The sequence below is a fragment of the Streptomyces barkulensis genome, assembly GCF_002843305.1.
In the GTDB taxonomy this organism is placed as follows: domain Bacteria; phylum Actinomycetota; class Actinomycetes; order Streptomycetales; family Streptomycetaceae; genus Streptomyces; species Streptomyces barkulensis.
In genome coordinates, this window is the sequence record NZ_PGSG01000006.1 from 35,655 (window position 1) to 51,811 (window position 16,157).

At 72.0% G+C, this 16,157-nt stretch carries 13 protein-coding genes; 8 read left to right on the forward strand and 5 right to left on the reverse strand.

Annotation, left to right across the window (positions count from 1 at the left end; all coding sequences use genetic code 11):
* Positions 1-416: 416 nt before the first annotated feature.
* The 3 genes from CUT83_RS00595 (at position 417) to CUT83_RS00605 (ending at position 4,031) form a co-directional block, all read left to right on the forward strand.
* Complete coding sequence (locus CUT83_RS00595) at positions 417-974, forward strand: hypothetical protein (protein ID WP_101253913.1); 558 nt, start codon at positions 417-419, stop codon at positions 972-974.
* Between the two features lie 122 nt (positions 975-1,096).
* On the forward strand, positions 1,097-1,696 hold the full coding sequence (locus CUT83_RS00600) for a TetR/AcrR family transcriptional regulator (RefSeq protein ID WP_101253914.1): 600 nt from the start codon (positions 1,097-1,099) through the stop codon (positions 1,694-1,696).
* A 79-nt stretch (positions 1,697-1,775) separates the two neighbouring features.
* Positions 1,776-4,031 (forward strand): MMPL family transporter, encoded by a 2,256-nt coding sequence (locus CUT83_RS00605; protein WP_101253915.1) that lies wholly within the window; start codon positions 1,776-1,778, stop codon positions 4,029-4,031.
* 219 nt (positions 4,032-4,250) lie between these two features.
* Here CUT83_RS00605 and CUT83_RS29960 read toward each other — a convergent pair whose 3' ends face one another.
* Positions 4,251-4,409, reverse strand: coding sequence for a hypothetical protein (locus tag CUT83_RS29960; protein WP_158238948.1), 159 nt, complete (start codon positions 4,407-4,409; stop codon positions 4,251-4,253).
* Positions 4,410-4,485: 76 nt separating this feature from the next.
* Positions 4,486-4,728 (reverse strand): DUF6411 family protein, encoded by a 243-nt coding sequence (locus CUT83_RS00610; RefSeq protein ID WP_101253916.1) that lies wholly within the window; start codon positions 4,726-4,728, stop codon positions 4,486-4,488.
* A 187-nt stretch (positions 4,729-4,915) separates the two neighbouring features.
* Between CUT83_RS00610 and CUT83_RS00615 the strand changes: the two genes are divergently transcribed.
* Positions 4,916-6,094 carry a phospholipase D-like domain-containing protein gene (locus CUT83_RS00615; RefSeq protein WP_101253917.1) on the forward strand — a complete coding sequence of 393 codons (1,179 nt, stop codon included), beginning with the start codon at positions 4,916-4,918 and terminating at the stop codon, positions 6,092-6,094.
* Between the two features lie 96 nt (positions 6,095-6,190).
* Here the strand turns inward: CUT83_RS00615 and aspS are convergent, their stop codons facing one another.
* Positions 6,191-7,966, reverse strand: a complete 1,776-nt coding sequence (aspS, locus tag CUT83_RS00620; protein ID WP_101254060.1) for an aspartate--tRNA ligase — start codon at positions 7,964-7,966, stop codon at positions 6,191-6,193.
* Between the two features lie 140 nt (positions 7,967-8,106).
* Here aspS and CUT83_RS00625 point away from each other — a divergent pair, with 140 nt between their 5' ends.
* Positions 8,107-10,371 (forward strand): SpoIIE family protein phosphatase, encoded by a 2,265-nt coding sequence (locus tag CUT83_RS00625; RefSeq protein WP_101253918.1) that lies wholly within the window; start codon positions 8,107-8,109, stop codon positions 10,369-10,371.
* 81 nt (positions 10,372-10,452) lie between these two features.
* Here the strand turns inward: CUT83_RS00625 and CUT83_RS00630 are convergent, their stop codons facing one another.
* On the reverse strand, positions 10,453-11,406 hold the full coding sequence (locus CUT83_RS00630; protein WP_101253919.1) for a pirin family protein: 954 nt from the start codon (positions 11,404-11,406) through the stop codon (positions 10,453-10,455).
* A 161-nt stretch (positions 11,407-11,567) separates the two neighbouring features.
* Positions 11,568-12,131 carry an SseB family protein gene (locus CUT83_RS00635; RefSeq protein ID WP_101253920.1) on the reverse strand — a complete coding sequence of 188 codons (564 nt, stop codon included), beginning with the start codon at positions 12,129-12,131 and terminating at the stop codon, positions 11,568-11,570.
* 198 nt (positions 12,132-12,329) lie between these two features.
* On the opposite strand from CUT83_RS00635, the gene CUT83_RS00640 reads away from it, so the two are divergent.
* The 3 genes from CUT83_RS00640 to CUT83_RS00650 all read left to right on the forward strand — a co-directional run bounded on the left by CUT83_RS00640 (position 12,330) and on the right by CUT83_RS00650 (position 16,051).
* Positions 12,330-14,156 (forward strand): acyl-CoA dehydrogenase, encoded by a 1,827-nt coding sequence (locus tag CUT83_RS00640; protein WP_101253921.1) that lies wholly within the window; start codon positions 12,330-12,332, stop codon positions 14,154-14,156.
* A 208-nt stretch (positions 14,157-14,364) separates the two neighbouring features.
* Positions 14,365-15,654 (forward strand): M18 family aminopeptidase, encoded by a 1,290-nt coding sequence (locus tag CUT83_RS00645; RefSeq protein WP_101253922.1) that lies wholly within the window; start codon positions 14,365-14,367, stop codon positions 15,652-15,654.
* Positions 15,655-15,820: 166 nt separating this feature from the next.
* Positions 15,821-16,051, forward strand: coding sequence for a DUF6458 family protein (locus CUT83_RS00650; RefSeq protein ID WP_093850961.1), 231 nt, complete (start codon positions 15,821-15,823; stop codon positions 16,049-16,051).
* Positions 16,052-16,157: the final 106 nt, after the last annotated feature.

Sequence of the window (16,157 nt, forward strand, 5' to 3'; positions counted from 1 at the left end):
GTGCGCGCCCCGCCTCTTCGCACCCCTCGTCCTCCCGGCCGCATCCGGCCCCGGCGCGGCCGCCGTACGCCGGGGGCCGGGCCCGTCGTACCGACAGGGGCGGGCAATTCGTTCGACGCCCGGCGGGACCGTGCGGCAGGCTCCCGTCTTGACAGCCGGGGCTGTTCGGGGTGTGAGGGGTGCCTGAGCGGGGTGTGCCGACGACCGGGGCAAGGCTCCCACGCCCTCTGCTGCCACGCCGCGCCGACGGGCCACGGCGGGCGTACTCTGACAGCACAAGGCAGCGCGCCGTACCGGTCGCGGACGCGCGCCCCGGCCCTCTCCCGGGTCCGGAGCCGTCCACGGCGGACACCGCTTCGGGCTCCGTACGCCCCGGCCGTCCCGGCGCATCGCACAGTTCCGTCACTGGGGGCGCCATGCGTACCCGACTCGCCGCGGCGACCGCTGCGGCACTGCTGCTGACCGCCTGTGGAGGCGGTGGGACCGAGGCCCCCTCCACGAACGAGACCGTCACCGCAGAGCAGGAGACGCCGACACCGGAGGGAGGCGGGGACGGAAGCACGGAGGGGAGTGGGGACACCCCGCAGGACGAGGCCGTAGGGCTCTCCGAAACCGTCGAGTACGACAGCGGTGTGGAAGTGCGTCTGACGAACTTCGTCCGGAGCGTGTCGAGCGATGTCGCCTCGCCGTCGGACACCCCGTACCTCAGGTTCACCGTGGTCGTCGTCAACAGCGGCTCGGAGACGATGGATCTGAGCGAGATGCTCATCGGCTGCATGTACGGGGAGACCGGCCGTGAGGGCGAGCAGATCTTCGACGAGGGTCTCGACTTCCCGACGACCCACCTGCGGCCCGGACGGTCGGCCAATGTGACGGCCGGCTGTGAGCTGCCGGAGGAGGAGACGTACGCGCAGATCGAGGTGGCGCCCGACTTCGAGTCGGACACGGCGATCTTCGCCGGACACGTCGAGTAGTCCGGCCCAAAGGCCGGACGCGGCACGGGGAAACGGAACCGTTTCGATACTTTTGCGTTTCGCCCGACCGGCTCATACACTCCTGGTGTACGAAACCGTTTCGTTTGCGTTGGAGAGCCAGGATGACCGACCAGCCGGCCACAGTGACCGGCCGACGCACCCGGCTGACCCCCGAGCGGGAGCTGGAGCTGTTCACGGCCGTGGTCGACCTGGTGCGCGAGCACGGCTACGAGGCGCTGACGATGGACGCGGTCGCGACGCGCACCAAGTCCAGCAAGGCCACCCTCTACCGGCAGTGGGAGAGCAAGCCCAAGCTGGTCGCCACCGCCCTGCGCCATCTGGGCAAGAGTCACCCGGAGGACATCGACACCGGCTCCCTGGCCGGCGACCTCCGGCAGATGGTGAGCGACTTCATCTCCCACGCCAGCGAGGACACCGCCCTGCTGAACGGCCTGGCGCACGCCGTCTCCAAGGACCCCGAGCTGTGGCAGGCGCTGTACGAGCTGCACATCCGGCCCGGTCTGGACGCGCTCGACTCCGTGGTGCGCAGGGCCGCCGAGCGCGGGGAGCTGGATCCGGACAACCCGGCGATCGAGTTCGTCCCGCACCTGGTCATCGGGGCGCTGAGCACCCGCAAGCTGATCGAGAACCGGGACTCGGACGCCGACTACATGGAGCGCTATCTGCGGGCGGTGGTCTTCCCGGCGCTCGGCATCTCCTGACCGGCCCCGTCCCACGGGCACTTCCGAGACCCACCAACCCCTTCCGACCACTTCCTCCGACTCAGGAGTCCTCACTCTCATGGCCACGTTCCTGTACCGGCTCGGCCGCTTCGCCTTCCGGCGGCGCGGGCTGGTCGCCCTGTTGTGGGTGGTGGTGCTGGCGGTCGCGGGCGGCTTCGCCGCCTCCGCGTCCTCGGCGGCCTCCAGCAACATCACCATTCCCGGCACCGAGGCGCAGAAGGCGTTCGAGTTGCTGGAGGATCGTTTCCCCGGCAGCAGTCCCGACGGCGCCACCGCGCGGGTCGTCTTCAAGGCGCCCGACGGCGAGAAGATCACCGACCCGGAGAACTCGGCCGCCGTCGGCGAGGTCGTCGCCGAGCTGGCGAAGGGCGACCAGGTCCAGCAGGCCGTCGACCCCTTCCAGGCCCAGGCCGTGAGCCCGGACCAGACCGTCGCCTACTCCCAGGTCACCTACGAGGTCTCCGGCTTCGAGCTGACCGAGGAGTCGCGCGGCGAACTCAAGGCCGCCGCCGAGGACGGCCGGGAGGCCGGTCTGACGGTGGAGACCGGCGGTGACGCGATGGCGGCAATCCCGCAGACCGGCGCCGCCGAGGTGATCGGTGTGGCCATCGCCGCGATCGTGCTGCTGATCACCTTCGGCTCCCTGGTCGCCGCCGGGCTGCCGCTGCTCACCGCCCTGGTCGGCGTCGGCGTCACCGTCGCGGTCATCACCGCCGTGACCGTGCCGTTCGACCTCAACACCACCACCCCGATCCTGGCGACGATGATCGGCCTGGCCGTCGGCATCGACTACGCGCTGTTCATCGTCTCCCGCTACCGCGCCGAACTCGCCGAGGGCCGCGAGCCCCTGGAGGCGGTCGGCCGCGCCACGGGAACGGCCGGCTCGGCGGTGGTCTTCGCCGGTCTGACCGTCGTCATCGCCCTGGTCGGCCTGTCGGTGGTCAACATCCCGATCCTGACCAAGATGGGTCTGGCCGCCGGTGGCTCGGTCGTCCTGGCCGTGCTGGTCGCCCTGACGCTGATCCCCGCCCTGCTCGGCTTCGCCGGGAACAAGGTCCTGCCGCGCAAGCAGCGCGCGAAGGCCGCCTCGGAGAACGCCTCGGAGAACGGCTCGGAGAACGGCGGGACCGCCCCGGCGGCCGTCGGGGTCAAGGACGGCGCGGGCACCCGCTGGGCCCGCTTCGTGCTGCGCCGCCCGGTCGCGGTCCTGCTGGTCAGCGTCGTCGGACTCGGCCTGCTGGCCGTCCCCGCCAAGGACCTCCAGCTCAACCTGCCCGACGACGGCTCCCAGCCCACCAGCACCACCCAGCGCCGCGCCTACGACCTGATCGCCGAGGGCTTCGGCCCCGGCACCAACGGCCCGCTGATCGTGACCGTGGACGCCGAGGACAGCGACGACCCCAAGGCCGCCGCCGGCGCCACCGCCGAGAAGCTCCAGGGCATGGACGGAGTCGCCGCCGCGATGCCGCCCACGTTCAACAAGGCCGGCGACACCGCGATGATCACGGTCATCCCGAAGTCCGCGCCCAGCAGCGCCGCGACCGAGGACCTGGTCCACGACATCCGCGCCGAGGCCGGCGGCATCGCCGAGACCACCGGCGCCGACGTCCTGGTCACCGGGCAGACCGCCATGGCCATCGACGTCTCGCAGAAGATGGACGACGCCCTGGCGCCCTACCTGATCCTCGTGGTCGGCCTGGCGTTCCTGCTGCTGATCGTGGTGTTCCGCTCGATCCTGGTCCCGCTCAAGGCGGCGCTCGGCTTCCTGCTCTCGGTGGTCGCCGCGCTCGGCTCGGTCGTGGCGGTCTTCCAGTGGGGCTGGCTGGCCGACGTCTTCGGCGTGGAGCAGACCGGCCCGGTCATGAGCCTGATGCCGATCCTCATGGTCGGCCTGGTCTTCGGCCTGGCCATGGACTACGAGGTCTTCCTCGTGACCCGGATGCGCGAGGCCCACGTCCACGGCGAGACCCCGCACGAGTCGGTCGTCACCGGCTTCAAGCTGGGGGCGCGCGTGGTGACCGCGGCCGCGCTGATCATGATCAGCGTCTTCGCCGGGTTCATCGGCTCCTCCGAGTCGATGATCAAGATGATCGGCTTCGGTCTGGCCGTCGCCGTCCTCTTCGACGCCTTCGTGATCCGCATGGCCGTCGTCCCGGCCGTCCTGGCCCTGCTGGGCAAGTCCGCCTGGTGGCTGCCGCGCTGGCTGGACAAGGTCGTGCCCAACGTCGACGTCGAGGGCGAGAAGCTCCAGCGCGAGCTGAACGGCCCCGCCGAGAAGGCCGGCGAGCGCGAGCCGGTCGCCGCGCGCGACTGAGCGGTGCCCGGGCCCGGGGCCGCCGACGCGCGAGCGGAAAGCGCGGCGGCCCCGGCCGCACCGGCCCGTGGGGACGGGGAACGGTGCGGCATCCGGGGCCCGGCAGCGGTCCTCCCGTGAGGGGGGCGCCGCTGCCGGGCCCCGGTCGCGTACGGGGGTGGGGCCGCCCGCCGGGCGGCCCCACGCCCCGTCTCCCCGTGCGCGACGGCGTCCCCCGCGCTACCGCTGCGCGCTGCGCTTGACCAGATAGGCGGCGGTCAGGCAGGCGGCCGCGATGGCGAGGAACACCAGGGCGACGGTCAGTCCGCCGGGGAGGCTCGCCCCCTCGGCGAGGAACGCGGGCTCGCCGCCCTGCGCGGCGTCTGTGTACCAACTCACTTCGGTCTCCCTTCCGGAGGAATCCACACCGAAGGCTGCGGTGGCCGCCGGGCGCGTACGTGCCCGGGAGGAGGAGTCAGAACGGCAGCCGGCCGCGGGCGCGGCGGCCCGCGGAACCGCTGCGGCCCACCGCACGGGAACTCTTGTGGAACGGCTTGCTCAGCCAGCGCCCCACGGGGCCGGGGGCCTTGCCTCCCGCCCGGGCGCCCAGCCCCAGGGAGCGCTGTGTGCCGCGCTCGGGATGGCGGGACAGGCGCGGTACCACGAAGGCCAAAACGGCCAGGACCACGCACCCGGCTATCACACCGGCGACCATCATGGTCACTCCTCACGTCGGTTCTCGTCCGGTCGTACCGCTCCGTGTCGTCTCGACCACCGAAGCCGTGTGTTCGGTCCGTCTGCCCCGGCTCGTGCCGGGCATCCCTGAGAACCGGATCGGTGGGCATAAGCGGACCGAGGGGATTTTCGATTCAGACGGAAGTCCGGCAGGCCGGGAGGAAGAGGCCATGGGCGTCGTGAACGACGAGACGGACAGGCGCAAGCGGCGGCTGCGACGGCGGCTGGAGCGGCTGATCGGGATCGCCGCGACCGAGGGGAACGAGCTGACCGCGCTGCGCAACGGGGACGAGATCTTCCCCGCGATGCTGGAGAGCATCCGGGCCGCCGAGCACACCGTCGACATGATGACGTTCGTGTACTGGCGCGGCGAGATCGCCCGCGAGTTCGCCCAGGTCATGGCCGACCGCGCCCGCGCCGGGGTGCGGGTGCGGCTGCTGCTGGACGGCTTCGGCAGCCGGCTGATCGAGGACGACCTGCTGGAGATGATGGACGAGGCCGGGGTGCAGGTGGCCTGGTTCCGCAAGCCGCTGTGGCTCTCCCCGCTGAAGCAGAACCACCGCTGCCACCGCAAGGTGCTGGTGGTGGACGAGCGGACGGCCTTCACCGGCGGGGTGGGGATCGCCGAGGAGTGGTGCGGCGACGCCCGGAACGAGAACGAGTGGCGCGACACCCATGTGCGGGTGCGCGGCCCGGCCGTGGACGGCATCGCCGCCGCGTTCGCGCAGAACTGGGCGGAGTGTGCGGAAGTGCTGTTCGACGAGCGGGACCGCTTCGTCGAACACGAGCCGCAGGGCGAATCCGTGGTGCAGGTGGTGCGCGGTTCGGCCAGTTTCGGCTGGCAGGACATGCAGACGCTGCTGCGGGTGGTGCTGGAGACGGCGCAGGAGCGCGTGCGGCTGGCCACGGCGTACTTCGCGCCCGACCCGTACTTCGTCGAGATGCTGTGCGCCACCGCGCGCCGCGGGGTGGAGGTGGAGCTGCTGCTGCCCGGCCCGCACACCGACCAGCGGGCGTCCCAGCTGTCCGGGCAGGGCCACTACGAGGAGCTGCTGGCGTGCGGGGTGCGGATCTGGCACTTCCAGCCGACGATGATGCACGCCAAGATCGTCACGGTGGACAAGGTCGCCTCGCTGGTGGGATCCACCAACCTCAACCGGCGCTCGATGGACCACGACGAGGAGGTCATGCTCGTCGTCCTGGACGAGGACTTCACCGCGGGGCTGGACCGGGACTACGAAGCGGACCTGCGCCGGAGCGTGCGGATCGTGGGCGCCCGCTGGCGCGGGCGGCCGGTGGTGCAGCGGGTGCGGGAGGCTGCCGTGGCGCCGATCCGCCGGTTCCTGTGAGACGCCGCCTCCGGTCGGGTACCGCCTCCGGCGGGACGCCGACGGGCCGGGACCGCGGTGCGGTCCCGGCCCGTCGGCGTGTGGCCCGTGTGCCCGTCAGTCGGCCTTCTTGACCTGCGGCGGCTTGCGCACCGACAGGTGAAGCTCCTTCAGCCGGGCCTCGTCGACCTCGCTCGGGGCGCCCATCAGCAGGTCCTGGGCGTTGCCGTTGAGGGGGAAGGCGATGGTCTCGCGGATGTTGGGCTCGTCCGCCAGCAGCATCACGATGCGGTCGATGCCCGGGGCGATGCCGCCGTGCGGCGGGGCGCCGAAGTGGAAGGCGCGCAGCATGCCGCCGAACTCGCGCTCGACCTCCTCGTGGCTGTAGCCGGCGATCTCGAAGGCCCTGTACATGATCTCCGGCTCGTGGTTCCGGATCGCGCCGGAGGACAGCTCGACGCCGTTGCAGACGATGTCGTACTGCCACGCCAGGATGTCCAGCGGGTCCTTGGTCTCCAGCGCCTCCAGGCCGCCCTGCGGCATGGAGAACGGGTTGTGGGAGAACTCGATCTGCCCGGTGTCCTCGTTCCTCTCGAACATCGGGAAGTCGACGATCCAGCAGAAGCGGAAGACGTTCTCCTCGAAGTGGCCGGTGCGGCGCCCGGCCTCGACGCGGACCGCGCCCATGATCTTCGAGACCTCGTCGAACTCGCCCGCGCCGAAGAAGACGGCCGTGCCCGGCCCGGCGTCCAGGCGGGACAGCAGGGCGGAGACGTTCTCCTCGGTCAGGAACTTGGCGATCGGGCCGGTCAGCTTCCCGTCCTCGCCCACGCGCACCCAGGCCAGGCCCTTGGCGCCCTGTTCGACGGCGAACTCGCCCATCTGGTCGAAGAACTTGCGCGGCTGGCCGGCGGTGCCGGGCACGGCCAGGGCGCGCACGTGCCTGCCCGCGAACGCCTTGAACTCCGAGCCGGCGAAGACGTCGGAGACGTCGGTCAGCTCCAGTCCCACGCGCAGGTCCGGCTTGTCGCTGCCGTACTTGAGCATCGCCTCGCGGAAGGGGATGCGCGGGAAGGGCGAGGTGACGTGGCGCCCGTTGCCGAACTTCTCGAAGAGGTCGGTCATGACCTTCTCGATGACGCCGAAGACGTCCTCCTGCTCGACGAAGCTCATCTCCATGTCGAGCTGGTAGAACTCGCCCGGCGAGCGGTCGGCGCGGGCGTCCTCGTCGCGGAAGCAGGGCGCGATCTGGAAGTAGCGGTCGAAGCCCGCGATCATCAGCAGCTGCTTGAACTGCTGCGGGGCCTGCGGCAGCGCGTAGAACCTGCCCGCGTGCAGCCGGGAGGGCACCAGGAAGTCGCGCGCGCCCTCGGGGGAGGTGGCCGACAGGATCGGGGTGGCCAGCTCGTTGAAGCCGAGTGCCGTCATCTCCTGCCGGATGGTGGAGATGACCGCCGAGCGCAGCATGATGTTGCGGTGCATGCGCTCCTTGCGCAGGTCGAGGAAGCGGTACTCCAGGCGCCGCTCCTCGTTGACGCCGTCCTCGGTGTTGATGGTGAACGGCAGCGGGTCGGCGGCGCCCAGCACCTCGACCCCGGCGACCTCGACCTCGATCTCGCCGGTGGGCAGCTCGGGGTTGACGTTCTCCTCGCCGCGGGCGACGACCCGGCCGTCGACGCGGACGACGGACTCCTTGGAGATCGAGCTCAGCGCCTCGTAGGGGGCGGTGTCGGGGCGGACGACGAGCTGGACGATCCCGTGGTGGTCGCGGAGATCGATGAAGAGGATGCCGCCCAGGTTCCGCCGATTGTGCAGCCAGCCGGAGAGGCGGACATCCGTGTCGATGTCCGCGGCACGGAGCTCGCCGCAGGTGTGGGACCGGTACCGATGCATCATTCGTCCAAGTCGTCAGGTTGTCGGTTGGTGTCGGGCCGCCGGCCGCTCGTCGGCGAGGGGGCGCACACGCCCCACAGACTACCGTCCGGGCCGTCTTCCGCCGGGTGCCCCCGGGAACGACCACATATGGTGGAAAAGTGCACACCGAGGACATTCTCGCGGCCACCGGGGTCGGCCTGTGGCGCTGGGACAACACGGCCGGCGTCATCACGCTGGACGCCACCGCCGCCCGGCTGCTGGGCCTGCCGCCCGAGGAGACCGTCCTGACCGAGGGCGCCCTGCGCTCCCGCTTCCACGCGCTCGACTACGCGGAACTGGCCAACGTCGCCGCCCTCGCCATCGCCGAGGGCACGATCGCGGAGGCGCTGCAGCGGGTGGTGGCGCCGGACGGCACCGTCCTGCGGATCGTGCGCAACCGGCTGGCCCTGGCCGGGCAGACCCTGATGGGGCCGGAGCCGGGCCAGTCCTTCGTGCTGTACGGCCTGCTGACCGAGGCCCCCTGGCCGAACCGCCCCGCCGAGGCCGACGGGGCGGTCTCGGAGATGCCCCAGGAGACGTATCCGGTGGAGATCACCGCCGAGCGGCCCCCGGGCGCGTCCGTCCCCACGGTGCAGTCACCGGTCGCCCAGGCCCCGGCCGTCGCCGAGTGGCGGCACTCGCGCGAGGCGTTCCTGCTGGACGTGGGAAAGGCGCTGGCCGAGGCGCAGACCACACAGGAGGTGCTGCGGGTGGCGGGCCAGATGTCGCTGCCCGGCCTCATCCCCTCCTCCCTGGTCATCTACGGCGTCAGGGGAGACCGGCTGACACCGATCGGCTACTACGGACCGGACGCGGACCGGCGGCCGGCCTTCGGCGAGACGACGCTGGAGAGCGACTACCCCGGCAGCGCGGCCGTCCGCACCGGCCGGGCCGTCTACCTGGCCTCCCCCGAGGAGTACCGGCGCCGCTTCCCCGCCGTCTGGCCCCTGGTCTCGGGCTACGGGCGCCGGGCCTGGGCCTATCTGCCGCTGATCGTGGGCGGCCGGACGATCGGCGCCTGGCTGCTCGCCTTCGACGCCCCCGCCGCCTTCACCCCCGACGAGCGCCAACTGCTGGTGGCGGTGGCGCGGATGCTGGCACAGGCCCTGTCGCGGGTGTACATCCAGGAGTCCAAGCGGGAGCTGGCCGACAGCCTCCAGCGCACCATGCGGCCCGCCCAGCGCACCGCCGTCCCGGGCATGACGGTGGTCAGCCGGTACCTGCCGGTCGGCGGCGGCCTCCAGGTCGGGGGTGACTGGTACGACGTGATCCCGCTGCCGTCCGGCCGCACCGCTCTGGTGATCGGCGACGTGCAGGGGCACGACGTACGCGCCGCGGGGGTCATGACGCAGCTGCGGATCGCGCTGCGCGCCTACGCCGCGGAGGGGCACCGGCCCGACGCGGTGCTCGCCCGCGCCAACCGCTTCCTGGCCGGGATGGAGACCGGCGACCTGCCCGAGCCCGGCAGCGCCGCCTGGCGGGCGGACGCGGGCCCGGCCGACGACCACCGCTTCGCCACCTGCCTGTACGTGGAGGCCGACCCGGACGGCGCGCTCGACATCGCCCGCGCCGGCCACCCGGAACCGGTGGTCCGCCTGGCCGACGGCGCGGTGCTGACCTGCTCGGTGGCGCCCGGACCGCCGCTGGGGATCGTCGGGGACGCCGACTACCCCGTCACCCGTGTGGTGCTGGGCCGGGGCGAGACGCTGCTGATGTGCACCGACGGTCTCGTCGAGGCCGGCGGCCTGGACTACGACGCCGGGTGGGCGCGGCTGCGCAAGGTCCTGGGGGAGCAGGGGGGATCGCCGGAGAACCTCGCCGACACGCTGATCCACGCGATGCACGGCGCCCCGACCCGCCATGTGACCGGCACCGGGCACGGCATGGAACCGCGCACGGGCGGGCGCGAGGACGACATCGCGCTGATGCTGCTGAGCCGCGAGGGCGGCGCGCCCGAGGTGCGCCCGCGCCCCCTGGTGCGCCGTCTGGTGATGTCGGTGGCCCAGTCCGAGCAGGCCCGGATCGCCGACGCCCGCCACCAGCTGCGCGAGCTGCTGTTCGACTGGGCGGTGGAGGACCAGGTGGAGGGCGCCGTCCTGCTGCTGTCGGAGCTGCTGACCAACGCCCTGGTCCACACCGAGTGGGACGCCACGCTCGCCGCCGAGCTGGAGGGCGAGCCGGGCTCGCGGCGGCTGCACGTGGAGGTCGCGGACTCCAGCGAAGAACTGCCCCACCGGCGCCACCCCGGCGAGCTGGCCTCCCGCGGACGCGGTCTGCTGCTGCTGGAGATGCTGGCGCACGCGTGGGGGGTGGAGCCCAGGGGCGCGGGCAAGAGCATCTGGTTCGAGCTCCACGAGGCCGAGGAGGGGCCGGACTGGGGCTGAACCGCGGGCCCCGCGTCAGGCCCCGCGTCAGGCCCCGCGTCAGGCCTCGCCAGACCGCACCAGGGCCGCACCAGGGCCGCGTCAGTGGGCTCCGGCCGGGACCGAGCCCAGCCGTCCCGCCTTGAAGTCCTCGAACGCCTGGACCAGTTCGGCGTGGCTGTTCATCACGAACGGGCCGTAGTGGGCCATCGGCTCGCGGATCGGCAGACCGCCGAGCAGGACCACCTCGAAGTTCTCGCTGCGGGAGTCCTGCTCCTCGGCGGCGCGGACGGTGAGCGCGCCGCCGTCGCCGAAGACGACCGTTCGGCCCGTGCCGAAGGGCCTCCTCTCCGCGCCCGCGAAACCGTGGCCGGCCAGGCCGTACGCGAGGGCGTTGAAGTCCGGCCGCCAGGGGAGCGTGACCTCGGCGCCGGGGCTCACCGAGGCGTGGACCATCGTGATCGGCGTGTGCGTGACGCCCGGGCCCTCGTGGCCGTCCAGCTCCCCCGCGATGACGCGCAGGAGCGCGCCGCCGTCGCCCGAGGTCAGCAGCCGGACGCTGCCGCCGCGGATGTCCTGGTAGCGGGGGTCGGTCATCTTGTCCCTGGCCGGCAGGTTGACCCACAGCTGCAGGCCGTGGAAGAGGCCGCCGGAGACGACCAGCTCCTCGGGCGGGGTCTCGATGTGCAGCAGGCCGGAGCCCGCGGTCATCCACTGGGTGTCGCCGTCGGAGATGGTGCCCCCGCCGCCGTGGGAGTCCCGGTGGACGAAGGTGCCGTCGATGATGTAGGTGACGGTCTCGAAGCCCCGGTGCGGGTGCCAGGGGGTCCCCTTGGGCTCGCCGGCCTCGTAGTCCACCTCACCCATCTGGTCCATCATGATGAACGGGTCCAGGTACCTGTGGTCGATCCCGGCGAACGCGCGGCGCACCGGGAAGCCCTCGCCCTCGAAGCCGGAGGGAGCCGTGGCCGTGTGCAGGACGCGGCGCGGGCGGGCGTCGGCCGGGGCGGTGACGCGGGGGAGTACGAGCGGGTTCTCGGCGGTGATCGCCGGCATCTGGACCTCCTCGGGAAGCCTGGAGGCACCAGGGTATTTCAACGTTCAACGGAAAGCCAGGAGCGCACGGCGCGGGCGGCGTGCACGGTGCCGGCAGTGCACACGGTGCGGGTGGTGCGACCCTCCGCTCCCCGAGCGCCCCGGGCGGGACCGGCAGCGGGTCAGCCGTACATCCGGCGCATCGCGAAGTCGACCATCTCCTCGACCGCCTTGGCGTCGAAGACGATCCGGTGCTCGCCCTCCATGTCCAGCACGAAGCCGTAGCCCGACGGCAGCAGGTCGAGCACCTCCGCACCGGTGATCACGAAGTACTTCGACTCCTTGCCCGCGTACGCGCGCAGCTCCTTGAGCGTGGTGAACATCGGGATCACCGGCTGCTGGGTGTTGTGCAGCGCCAGGAAGCCGGGGGTGTCGCCGCGCGGGCAGTACACCTTCGACGTGGCGAAGATGGCCTGGAAGTCCTCGGGGGACATCACCCCGGTGGTGAAGGCCCGTACGGCCTCGGCCAGCGACGGCGGCGAGGGCTCCGGGTAGAGCGGCTGCTGCTGCCCGTAGCCGGGCGGCGGCGGCTGCTGTCCGTAGTGCTGGCCGCCGTGGCCGGCGTGCTGTCCGGCGTGTGCGCCGTGCCCGGGGTGGCCGGTGTGCCCCGGGTGGCCGGTGTGGCCGCCGTGACCGGCGTGCTGCCCCGCGTGCCCCGCGTTTCCGGTCTGGTCGTAGCCGTACATGGGCGTAAGCGTATCGACTTCGGGCCCCCTCCCGCCCCGCCGCGGGAGCGGTCCGCCGTCAAGGCGCCCCCCGGGGAGTTCTGTCACAGTCGCGCGGATCGGGTTGCTTCTTATTACCGGCGGGTAGCATGATGAGAGCTACTTTCTGGTACGCGTAGGGAGGAGTCTCCTCCCCCTATCCACTACGGAGCCGTCGCCATGGGGCACTACAAGTCGAATCTCCGCGACATCGAGTTCAACCTCTTCGAGGTACTCGGCCGCGACACGGTGTACGGCACCGGCCCGTTCGCGGAGATGGACGTCGAGACCGCCAAGAGCGTGCTGGCCGAGGTCGCCCGCCTGTCGGAGAACGAACTGGCCGCCTCCTACGAGGACGCCGACCGCAACCCGCCGGTGTTCGACCCCGAGACCAACACCGCTCCGGTCCCGGAGTCCTTCAAGAAGAGCTACCAGGCGTACATGGACGCCGAGTGGTGGCGGCTGGGCATCCCGGAGGAGATCGGCGGCACCACCGTCCCGCGGTCCCTGCTGTGGGCCTTCGCCGAGACCATCCTCGGCTCCAACCCGGCCGTGTGGATGTACGCGTCCGGCCCCGCCTTCGCCGGCGTCCTCCACGAGGAGGGCACCGAGGAGCAGAAGAAGATAGCCAAGCTCATGGCGGACCGGCAGTGGGGCTCCACCATGGTCCTCACCGAGCCCGACGCGGGCTCCGACGTGGGCGCCGGCCGCACCAAGGCGATCAAGCAGGACGACGGCTCCTGGCACATCGAGGGCGTCAAGCGCTTCATCACCTCCGGTGAGCACGACATGTCCGAGAACATCGTGCACTTCGTCCTCGCGCGCCCCGAGGGCCACGGCCCGGGCACCAAGGGCCTGTCCCTGTTCATCGTCCCCAAGTACGACTTCGACTGGGAAACCGGTGAGCTCGGCGGGCGCAACGGCGTCTACGCCACCAACGTCGAGCACAAGATGGGCCTGAAGGCCTCCAACACCTGCGAGATGACCTTCGGCGCCAACGCCCCCGCCAAGGGCTGGCTGATGGGCGAGAAGCACGACGGCATCCGCCAGATGTTCAAGATCATCGAGTTCGCGCGGATGATGGTCGGCACGAAGGCCATCGCCACCCTGTCCACCGGCTACCTCAACGCGCTGGAGTACGCCAAGGAGCGCGTCCAGGGCGCCGACCTGGCCCAGTTCACGGACAAGACCGCCCCGCGCGTCACCATCACCCACCACCCCGACGTGCGCCGCTCGCTGATGACGCAGAAGGCGTACGCCGAGGGCATGCGCTCGCTGGTGCTCTACACCGCCACCGTCCAGGACGAGGTCCTGGCCAAGGAGGCCGCCGGCGAGGACGCCTCCGCCGCCAAGCGCCTGAACGACCTGCTGCTGCCGATCGTCAAGGGCTACGGCTCGGAGAAGTCCTACGAGCAGCTCGCCCAGTCGCTGCAGACCTTCGGCGGCTCCGGCTACCTGCAGGAGTACCCGGTCGAGCAGTACATCCGGGACGCCAAGATCGACACCCTCTACGAGGGCACCACCGCGATCCAGGGCCAGGACTACTTCTTCCGCAAGATCGTCCGCGACCAGGGCCAGGCGATGACCGCCCTGTCCGAGGAGATCAAGAAGTTCCTGGCCGAGGCCGCCGGCGGCGAGGACCTGGCCGGCGCCCGCGAGCAGCTCGCCAAGGCCGCGGGCGACCTGGAGGCCATCGTCGGCACCATGCTGACCGACCTGGCCGCCACCGAGAAGGACGTCAAGTCCATCTACAAGGTCGGCCTGAACACCACCCGCCTGCTGATGGCCTCCGGCGACGTCGTCATCGCCTACCTGCTCCTCAGGGGCGCCGCCGTGGCAGCCGACAAGCTGCCGGGCGCCGCCGCCAAGGACAGGGCGTTCTACGAGGGCAAGATCGCCGCCGCGAAGTTCTTCGCCGCGAACATCCTGCCGGGCGTCGGCGTCGAGCGGCAGATCGCCGAGGCCACCGACCTGTCGGTGATGGAGCTGGACGAGGCCGCCTTCTGAGCCTCCTCCTCCCGGGCCGCCCTACGAGCAGGCTTCCGGGCCGGTTCCGGCCGGAGCTCTGAGCGGAGCCCGGCCGGGACGGCCGGGCTCCGGCTCCGCGGGACACCCGCGTCCGCCCGTCCTCGGGGGCGGGCGGACGCCGGGCCGGCGGGGGCCCCGTTCCCAGGTCAGGGGGGAACGGGGCCCCCGCCGTTCGTATGCTGGGCACATGAGCACTTCCAGCCGCTTCGACCGTGGCCACACCGACGATCTGGCCTCCTTCCTCACCGCCTCGCCCACCCCGTACCACGCGGTCGCGACCACCGCCGAGCGGCTGGAGAGGGCGGGCTTCCGGCGGCTGGAGGAGACCGACGCCTGGGACGGCGACGGCGGCGGCCGGTACGTGCTGCGCGGCGGCGCGATCATCGCCTGGTACGTGCCCGAGGGCGCCACGCCCGCCACCCCCTTCCGGATCGTCGGCGCCCACACCGACTCCCCCAACCTGCGCGTCAAGCCCGTGCCGGACACCGGCGCGGCCGGCTGGCGGCAGATCGCCGTCGAGATCTACGGCGGCACCCTGCTCAACACCTGGCTCGACCGCGACCTGGGCCTGGCCGGACGGCTGGCCCTGCGCGACGGCTCCACCCGCCTGGTGAACGCGGACCGGCCGCTGCTGCGCGTCCCCCAGCTCGCCATCCACCTCGACCGGGAGGCCAACAGCGGCCTGAAACTGGACCGCCAGCGCCACATGACGCCGATCTGGGGCCTGGGCGAGCCCCGTGAGGGCGATCTGGTGGACTTCCTCGCCGCCGAGGCCGGCCTGGACGCCGCCGACATCGCCGGCTGGGACCTGATGGTCCACAGCGTCGAGCCGCCCGCCTACCTCGGCCGCGACCGCGAACTGCTCGCCGGGCCCCGTATGGACAACCTGCTCTCCGTCCACGCCGGCACCGCCGCCCTGATCGCGGCCGCCGAGGCCGGTGACCTGCCGTACGTCCCGGTGCTGGCCGCCTTCGACCACGAGGAGAACGGCAGCCAGTCCGACACCGGCGCGGACGGCCCGCTGCTGGGCAACGTGCTGGAGCGCTCCGTACTCGCCCGGGGCGGCGGCCCCGAGGACCGCGCGCGGGCGTACGCGGGCACCGTCTGCCTGTCCTCGGACACCGGCCACGCCGTGCACCCCAACTACCCCGAGCGCCACGAGCCGGGCCACCACCCGATGCCGAACGGCGGCCCGATCCTCAAGGTCAACGTCAACCAGCGCTACGCCACCGACGGCACCGGCCGCGCCGTCTTCGCCGCCGCCTGCGAGCGGGCCGGGGTGCCGTGGCAGTCGTTCGTCTCCAACAACGCCGTCCCCTGCGGCACGACGATCGGCCCCATCACCGCCGCACGGCACGGCATCGCCACCGTGGACATCGGTGTGGCGATCCTGTCGATGCACTCCGCCCGCGAACTGTGCGGCGCGGACGACCCGTTCCTGCTGGCGAACGCCCTGACGGCCTTTCTGGAGGCCTGACGGAGCGGCCCGGCCCGGGGATCCGCGGCGTTCGGCGACAGAACGTCGGGGGCGCCCGGACGGGCCGGATCGCAGGGGTCCGTGCGGCGCCCGGAATGCAAGTCCCGCCCAGGGGTACCCGGTTGGTTGAACGAGCCCTCAACCAGCCGGACGGAGGCGGTTCTTCATGGGCATGGCACTGACCATCGTACTGATCGCGGTGGGCGCGATCCTGACCTTCGGGGTGAACTGGGATATCTCCGGGGTCAACCTCGATGTGATCGGCCTGATCCTCATGGCGGTCGGCTTCATCGGGCTGGCGTCCTACGTGGCCATCTTCAAGCGCCGCCGCGTGCAGCCGCCGAGCCCGGCGGCCCCGGTCGTCGAGGAGAACCACCGCCACCAGTGGCGCGCCTGACCGGCCGCGGTGCCCGGCCGGCCGTACGGCTGGAACCCGGGCCCCGGGACCGCGTGACGGTCCCGGGGCCCATCCGGGGCGGTTCCTCGCCACCGCACGGTGCCCG

Excerpts from the sequence above, each read along its gene's own strand:
- CUT83_RS00635 (WP_101253920.1), bottom strand. The coding sequence starts at position 12,131 with ATGTACGGCTACGACCAGACCGGAAACGCGGGGCACGCGGGGCAGCAC.
- aspS (WP_101254060.1), bottom strand. The coding sequence starts at position 7,966 with ATGCATCGGTACCGGTCCCACACCTGCGGCGAGCTCCGTGCCGCGGAC.
- CUT83_RS00640 (WP_101253921.1), top strand. The coding sequence starts at position 12,330 with ATGGGGCACTACAAGTCGAATCTCCGCGACATCGAGTTCAACCTCTTC.
- CUT83_RS00595 (WP_101253913.1), top strand. The coding sequence starts at position 417 with ATGCGTACCCGACTCGCCGCGGCGACCGCTGCGGCACTGCTGCTGACC.
- CUT83_RS00605 (WP_101253915.1), top strand. The coding sequence starts at position 1,776 with ATGGCCACGTTCCTGTACCGGCTCGGCCGCTTCGCCTTCCGGCGGCGC.
- CUT83_RS00615 (WP_101253917.1), top strand. The coding sequence starts at position 4,916 with ATGGGCGTCGTGAACGACGAGACGGACAGGCGCAAGCGGCGGCTGCGA.
- CUT83_RS00650 (WP_093850961.1), top strand. The coding sequence starts at position 15,821 with ATGGGCATGGCACTGACCATCGTACTGATCGCGGTGGGCGCGATCCTG.
- CUT83_RS00600 (WP_101253914.1), top strand. The coding sequence starts at position 1,097 with ATGACCGACCAGCCGGCCACAGTGACCGGCCGACGCACCCGGCTGACC.
- CUT83_RS00610 (WP_101253916.1), bottom strand. The coding sequence starts at position 4,728 with ATGATGGTCGCCGGTGTGATAGCCGGGTGCGTGGTCCTGGCCGTTTTG.
- CUT83_RS00630 (WP_101253919.1), bottom strand. The coding sequence starts at position 11,406 with ATGCCGGCGATCACCGCCGAGAACCCGCTCGTACTCCCCCGCGTCACC.
- CUT83_RS00645 (WP_101253922.1), top strand. The coding sequence starts at position 14,365 with ATGAGCACTTCCAGCCGCTTCGACCGTGGCCACACCGACGATCTGGCC.